The following is a 6,247-nucleotide window of genomic DNA, read 5'->3' as shown; positions in this document are numbered from 1 at the left end:
CTCGGCCAGCTCGGCGTCCTCGCCGGGCCGGGGCTCCACGGCGGCGATCTCGTCGAGCCCGTAGCGCAGCATGTCGGCTTCCTGCGCCCGCTCCCGCGCGCGCGTGGTGATCTCCTCCAGCTCGGCGGAGACGGCCCGCAGCCGCCGGTAGGCCTCGGTGTACTCGGCGAGCGGCACGGCGACGGCGTCGCCCGCGTACCGGTCCAGCGCCTGCCGCTGCCGGGACAGCTTCAGCAGCCCCTGCTGGTCGGTCTGCCCGTGCACGGCCACCAGGTCGTCGGCCAGCTCGGCGAGCAGTCCGACGGGCACGCTGCGCCCGCCCAGGTGTGCCCGGGAGCGGCCCTCGGCGGAGACGGTTCGGCTGATCAGCAGGGCGCCGTCGTCCAGCTCGGCCCCGGCCTCCTCGGCGCGGGCGACGGCGGCGGCGTTGGGGGGTACGGCGACCCGTCCCTCCACGACCGCCTTCTCCGCACCGATCCGCACGAGCGCCGGGTCCGCCCGGCCGCCGAGCAACAGCCCCAGGCTGGTGACGACCATGGTCTTGCCCGCACCCGTCTCACCGGTGACCGCGGTGAACCCCGGTGACAGTTCGACGACGGCATCGTCGATGACCCCGAGCGACCGTATCCGCATCTCCTCCAACACGGAACAGACCATACGAGGTCCGGGGCGGCCGGCGCACATGGCCCGCCTGTGTCACTCCGAGGAGTGGTGCGGCGCCCCCCGCCACCCGGTGGTCGGCAGGGCGAACTTCGCCACGAGCCGGTCGGTGAACGACGAGTGGTGCAGCCGGGCCAGCCGCACCGGCACGGCCCCCCGGCGCACCTCCACCCGCGCCCCGGGCGGCAGCTCGACCGTGCGCCGCCCGTCGCACCACAGCACGCCCGGCGGGATGTGCGGCAGCACCTCCACCGCGAGCACCGAGTCCGGCGAGGTCACCAGCGGCTTGGCGAACAGCGCGTGCGCGCTGATCGGCACCATCAGCAGCGCCTCCACCTCCGGCCAGACCACCGGGCCGCCGGCGGAGAAGGCGTAGGCGGTGGACCCGGTGGGCGTGGACAGGATCACCCCGTCGCAGCCGAACTCCGACACCGGCCGCCCGTCGATCTCCAGCACGACCTCCAGCAGCTTCTCCGCGCCGGCCTTCTGCACGGCCGCCTCGTTCAGCGCCCAGTCGGTGTGCACGATGTCGCCGTTGCGGTGCACGACGACGTCGACGGTCATCCGCTCCTCGACCTCGTAGGACCGGGCCACCACCCGGTCCACCACCCGGTCCAGGTCGTCCCGCTCGGCCTCCGCGAGGAATCCGACGCGCCCCAGGTTGACGCCGAGCATCGGCACCCCGGAGGCCCGCGCGAACTCGGCCCCGCGCAGCAGCGTGCCGTCACCGCCCAGCACGATCAGCAGCTCACAGCCGTCCAGGCACTGCGCGGTGGCCTCCTTGACGAGGTGCACCTCGTCCGGGAGCGGCAGGTCGCACGCCTCTTCCTCCAGCACCCGCACCCCGATGCCATGCCGCAGCAGGCCCTTGACGACGAGTTCCGCGCTGCGGATCGCCGCGGGCCGCCCGGTGTGGGCGAGCAGGAAAACAGTACGCGCATGGTTCTGTGTCAACGCGGCCCCTCCGCCACTGCACGGTCGACGTCGGCCGGGTCCACCCGGGGTGCCCCCGCCCGCAGCCAGAGAAAGTATTCGACGTTCCCCGAGGGCCCGGGCAGCGGACTGGCGGTGACCGCCCGCACCCCGAGGCCCAGCTCCCACGCCTGCTCGGCCACTTTCCGCACGGTCTCCGCCCGCAGCTCGGGACTGCGCACGACACCGCCGCTGCCGAGCCGGTCCTTGCCGACCTCGAACTGCGGCTTGACCATCATCACCAGATCGGCGTCCGGCGTCACGCACCGCTTCAGGGCGGGCAGCACCAGTCCGAGCGGGATGAAGGACAGATCGCCCACGACCAGTTCCACCGGCTCCCCGTCGATCGCCTCCAGCGTCAACTCGCGTACGTTCGTACGGTCCTTGACGGTGACGCGTTCATCCTGCTGCAGGGACCAGGCGAGCTGTCCGTACCCTACGTCCACGGCGACGACATGGGCGGCGCCCGCGCGCAGCAGGACGTCGGTGAAGCCGCCGGTGGACGCGCCGGCGTCCAGCGCGCGCCGGCCCTCGACCACGAGCCCCCGCGGTACGAACGCCTCCAGCGCCCCGGCCAGTTTGTGCCCGCCCCGGGAGACGTAGTCGGGATCGCTGTCGTCGGCCTGGACGACGATGGCGGCGGCGGTCTCCACCTGCGTGGCCGGCTTGGTCGCCACGGCCTTGCCGACGGTGACCCGCCCGGCGGCGATCAGCTGGCTGGCGTGCTCGCGCGAGCGGGCGAGCTTCCGGCGGACCAGCTCCGCGTCGAGACGGCGGCGTGCGACTCCTGCCACGTTCGGTTCAGCTCCTGCTCTGGTTACGGTCTGCTGGGGTACGGCGTCGGGGGCTCCGGAGGTTCCGGGCGGGCGTCGAGCGCGCTGAGCGCGTCGCGCAGCCCCCGGAGTACATCCTCGTACACCTCCGCGTGTCCGTCGGTGGCGAGGTGGCCGGCGTCGGCCAGCCGCTCCAGGTGCGCGTCGATCCCCGGGTCGCCGGTCGGCGTGCGCGGGATGTTCAGGGGGGCGGGGGCGGCGGGCTCCAAGGCCCGGCCGGGCTCGGCCGGCGCCGCCGCATCGGCCTCGGACACGGACTCGCTCATGCCCCGACGCTACCTCGAACCGCTGCGGTACGGTCGGGGGCGATGGCCACGATCGAGGAGTGCCGCGCCGCGCTGGGGAAGCTTTCGGACAACATGCGGGGAGCCGAGGGCGAGGTCCGCTCGGCCGCCGCGCTGGAGCGCTCGGTGAGCTGCCACATCACCGACCTGGACGTCACCTTCACCGGCCGGATGACGGGCGGGCGGATCGAGGTGGACGACACCCACCCGGGCCCGCCGCGGGAGAAGGCGCAGATCAGGCTCGCCCTGGCCGGGGACGACCTGGTGGCCCTGGTGGACGGCGGGCTGAACTTCGCGACCGCCTGGGGCTCGGGCCGGGTACGGCTGGAGGCGGGCCTGCTGGATCTGTTCCGGCTCAGGAAGCTGCTGTGAGCCGTGCCTTGCGGGCGGCGGGCACGACCAGCGGGGTGCCCGTCTCCGGGTCGTCGATCACCTGGCAGCGCAGCCCGAACACCTCTTCCACCAGCTCGGCGGTGACGATGTCGCCCGGCGCGCCCTCGGCGATCACCTTCCCGCCGCGCAGGGCGATGAGGTGGGTGGCGTAGCGGGCGGCGTGGTTGAGGTCGTGCAGCACGGCCACCAGCGTCCGGCCCTGCTCCTCGTGGAGTTCGGCGCACAGGTCGAGGACGTCGATCTGGTGCTGGATGTCCAGGTAGGTGGTCGGCTCGTCCAGGAGCAGCAGCGGGGTCTGCTGGGCGAGCGCCATGGCGATCCACACCCGCTGCCGCTGTCCGCCGGACAGCTCGTCGACGTAGCGGTCGGCCAGCTCGGCCACGCCGGTCTGCCGCATCGACTCCCGGACGACCCGCTCGTCCTCGGCCGACCACTGGCGCAGCAGGCCCTGGTGCGGGTAGCGGCCCCGGCCGACGAGGTCGGCGACCGTGATGCCGTCGGGCGCGACGGCCGTCTGGGGCAGCAGGCCGAGGGTGCGGGCGACCTTCTTCGCGGGCATCGACTGGATGGCCTGTCCGTCCAGCAGCACCCGGCCCTCGCTGGGCTTGAGCATCCGCGACAGCGCCCGCAGCAGCGTCGACTTGCCGCACGCGTTCGGGCCGACGATCACCGTGAAGGAGTGGTCGGGGATCTCCACCGACAACTGCTCGGCGATGACCCGCTGGTCGTAGGCGAGGGTGACGTTCTGGGCGGACAGGCGGTTCACGGTGCTCCTCGGGTTGTTCGTCGGGCCGGCGGGGGTCATATCCGGCCCGCCCGGCGCTCGGTGACCAGCAGCCACAGCAGGTAGGCACCGCCGAGCACGCCGGTGACCACGCCGACGGGCAGCTGGTCGGCGCCGAAGGCACGCTGGGAGGCCCAGTCGGCGGCGACCAGCAGGGCCGCGCCCATGCACAGCGACGGCACGAGGTTGGGTCCCGGCGAGCGGGTCAGCCGGCGGGCGAGCTGCGGCGCGGTCAGCGCGACGAAGCTGACGGGGCCGGCGGCGGCCGTGGCGGCGGCGGTGAGCAGGACGGCACCGACCAGGAGCAGCAGCCGCACCCGCTGGACGCGCACACCGAGCGCGTGGGAGATGTCGTCGCCCATCTCCATCATCCGCAGGCCGCGGGCGTTGACGAGGACCAGCGGGACGAGGACGGCGCACAGCGTGAGCAGCGGCCACACCTGGTCCCAGTCCCGGCCGCCCAGGGAGCCCGTCATCCACACCACCGCGCGGGCGGCGTCGACCAGGTCCGCCTTGGTGAGCAGATAACCGTTGACGGCCGTCATGACCGCGTTGACGCCGATGCCGACCAGCACCATCCGGTATCCGTGCACGCCTTGCTTCCAGGCGAGCAGGTAGACGGCGAGACCGGTGGCGAGGCCGCCGGCCAGCGCGCCGACGGTCACCTGGGAGGCGCTGCCGGACATCAGCACGATCACGACCAGCGCGCCGGCCGTGGAGCCCTGCGACAGGCCGAGCACGTCCGGGCTGCCCAGCGGATTGCGGGAGATGGACTGGAACAGGGCCCCGCCCAGGCCGAGGCAGGCGCCGACCAGCAGGCCGACGAGGACCCGGGGCAGGCGCAGTTCGTTGACGATGAAGTCCTGGTAGGCGGTGCCGTTCCCGGCGAGCGTGCGCAGCACGTCGGCCGCCGGGATCTTCGCGTCGCCGGTCCCGATCAGGGCGACCCCGGCGGCGCAGGCGGCGACCAGCAGCAGCACGACGACGGTCAGGGCACGCGGGTCCAGGCGCACGGAGAGCCCGCCGGGGGTGCGTACGGCACGGCTCCTGGAGTGGGTCTTCACAGCTGGGCCGTCCTCCGCCGTCGTACGAGAAAGATGAAGACCGGGCCGCCGATGATCGCGGTGACGATGCCGACCTGGAGCTCGGCGGGCCGGGCCACGACCCGGCCGAGGACATCGGAGCCGAGCAGCAGCACGGGCGCCAGGACCGTGGCGTACGGCAGGATCCAGCGCAGGTCGGGGCCGGTGAAGGAGCGCACGGCGTGCGGCACCATCAGGCCGACGAACATGATCGGGCCGCAGGCGGCGGTCGCGGCACCGCACAGCACCACGGCGGACAGCATGGCCAGCGCGCGGGTGCGGTCCAGGTCGGCGCCGAGGGCGCGGGCGGTGTCGTCCCCCATCTCCACCGCGTTCAGCGGCCGGGCCAGCGCCAGCGCCAGCACCGTGCCGACCGCGAGGAACGGCAGCACCTGCACGATGGTCGAGCCGCTGGCCGAGACCAGCGAACCCACCGTCCAGAAGCGCATCTTGCCCAGGGCCGCGCCGTCCGTGATCATCACGGCCTGGAGGTAGCCGTACAGGGCCGCGGTGATCGCCGTACCGGCGAGCGCGAGCCGCACCGGGGTGGCGCCCCGGCTGCCGCCGAGGAACCACACCAGCCCGCCGACCGCCGCCGCGCCCAGGAACGCGAACCACACATAGCCGGTCAGGCTGGTGACGCCGAGATAGGTCATGGCCGTGACGACGGCGGCGGAGGCGCCCGCGTTGATGCCGAGCAGCCCGGGGTCGGCCAGCGGGTTGCGGGTCAGCGCCTGGAGCACCGCGCCGGCCAGCCCGAGCGCGGCGCCGACCAGCAGACCGAGCACCGTGCGCGAGAGCCGCTCGCCCACGACCACGTCGGCGTACGTGCCCGTGTCGTGGAACAGGCCGTGCCAGACCTGGGCCGGTGACAGCCCTTTCGCCCCGACCGCGATGCTCGCCAGGGCGACGAGCACCAGCAGCACGGCCGAGAGCAGGAGCCCAAGGGCCCTGGCCGCATGGCGGGTTGGGGGCGCGGGGGCGTGCTCCGCGCGCTGTTCCGGAGGACTGTCGACCAACACGAGGTTAGGTTAGCCTACCCTGCCCTCCTTCTCGATCCCCGGCGGTGCCGACCCCGGCCGGGGGTGACTGCCCCGGCCGGGAGGGCCCGAAGCGGCCGCCCCGGCCGTAGGGGTCCGAGGTGGCCACCCCGACCGTAAGGATCCGAAGCGGCCGCTGGCCGTAAGGCGCCCGAAGCGGCCGCCCCGGCCGAGACGGCCGTGGGGTGGCTGCCCCGGC

General features: G+C 73.8%; 8 protein-coding genes. 1 reads left to right on the top strand and 7 read right to left on the bottom strand.

Annotated elements, in window-relative coordinates:
* From H5J33_RS19835 to H5J33_RS19820, 4 genes are all read right to left on the bottom strand, one after another.
* Nucleotides 1-657, bottom strand: a 657-nt coding sequence (locus tag H5J33_RS19835; RefSeq protein WP_181796272.1) for an AAA family ATPase, incomplete at its 3' end; no start/stop codon positions are given.
* 39 nt (nt 658-696) lie between these two features.
* Nucleotides 697-1,614 (bottom strand): NAD kinase, encoded by a 918-nt coding sequence (locus H5J33_RS19830; RefSeq protein ID WP_181796271.1) that lies wholly within the window; start codon nt 1,612-1,614, stop codon nt 697-699.
* Nucleotides 1,611-2,426 (bottom strand): TlyA family RNA methyltransferase, encoded by an 816-nt coding sequence (locus H5J33_RS19825; protein ID WP_181796270.1) that lies wholly within the window; start codon nt 2,424-2,426, stop codon nt 1,611-1,613. Before H5J33_RS19825 ends, H5J33_RS19830 begins: the two co-directional genes overlap by 4 nt.
* 23 nt (nt 2,427-2,449) lie before the next feature.
* The gene (locus tag H5J33_RS19820; RefSeq protein ID WP_181796269.1) at nt 2,450-2,731 is read right to left on the bottom strand and encodes a hypothetical protein; all 282 of its coding nucleotides are present in this window, start codon (nt 2,729-2,731) and stop codon (nt 2,450-2,452) included.
* Between the two features lie 42 nt (nt 2,732-2,773).
* Between H5J33_RS19820 and H5J33_RS19815 the strand changes: the two genes are divergently transcribed.
* Nucleotides 2,774-3,121 (top strand): sterol-binding protein, encoded by a 348-nt coding sequence (locus tag H5J33_RS19815; RefSeq protein WP_181796268.1) that lies wholly within the window; start codon nt 2,774-2,776, stop codon nt 3,119-3,121.
* Here H5J33_RS19815 and H5J33_RS19810 read toward each other — a convergent pair.
* From H5J33_RS19810 to H5J33_RS19800, 3 genes are read right to left on the bottom strand one after another with little or no spacing between them, the layout of a single operon-like run.
* Nucleotides 3,105-3,947, bottom strand: a complete 843-nt coding sequence (locus H5J33_RS19810; RefSeq protein WP_181796267.1) for an ABC transporter ATP-binding protein — start codon at nt 3,945-3,947, stop codon at nt 3,105-3,107. The two genes, H5J33_RS19815 and H5J33_RS19810, sit on opposite strands and share 17 nt — an antisense overlap.
* Nucleotides 3,944-4,990 carry an iron chelate uptake ABC transporter family permease subunit gene (locus tag H5J33_RS19805; protein WP_181796266.1) on the bottom strand — a complete coding sequence of 349 codons (1,047 nt, stop codon included), beginning with the start codon at nt 4,988-4,990 and terminating at the stop codon, nt 3,944-3,946. Before H5J33_RS19805 ends, H5J33_RS19810 begins: the two co-directional genes overlap by 4 nt.
* Nucleotides 4,987-6,030: an iron ABC transporter permease gene (locus H5J33_RS19800; RefSeq protein WP_181796265.1), complete on the bottom strand. Its 1,044-nt coding sequence runs from the start codon at nt 6,028-6,030 to the stop codon at nt 4,987-4,989. The genes H5J33_RS19805 and H5J33_RS19800 overlap by 4 nt, the downstream gene beginning before the upstream one ends.
* Nucleotides 6,031-6,247 lie beyond the last annotated feature (217 nt).

Source organism: Streptomyces sp. WELS2 (assembly GCF_013870595.1).
Taxonomy (GTDB): Bacteria; Actinomycetota; Actinomycetes; order Streptomycetales; family Streptomycetaceae; genus Streptomyces.
This window is presented reverse-complemented; position numbering and strand designations above follow the sequence as displayed.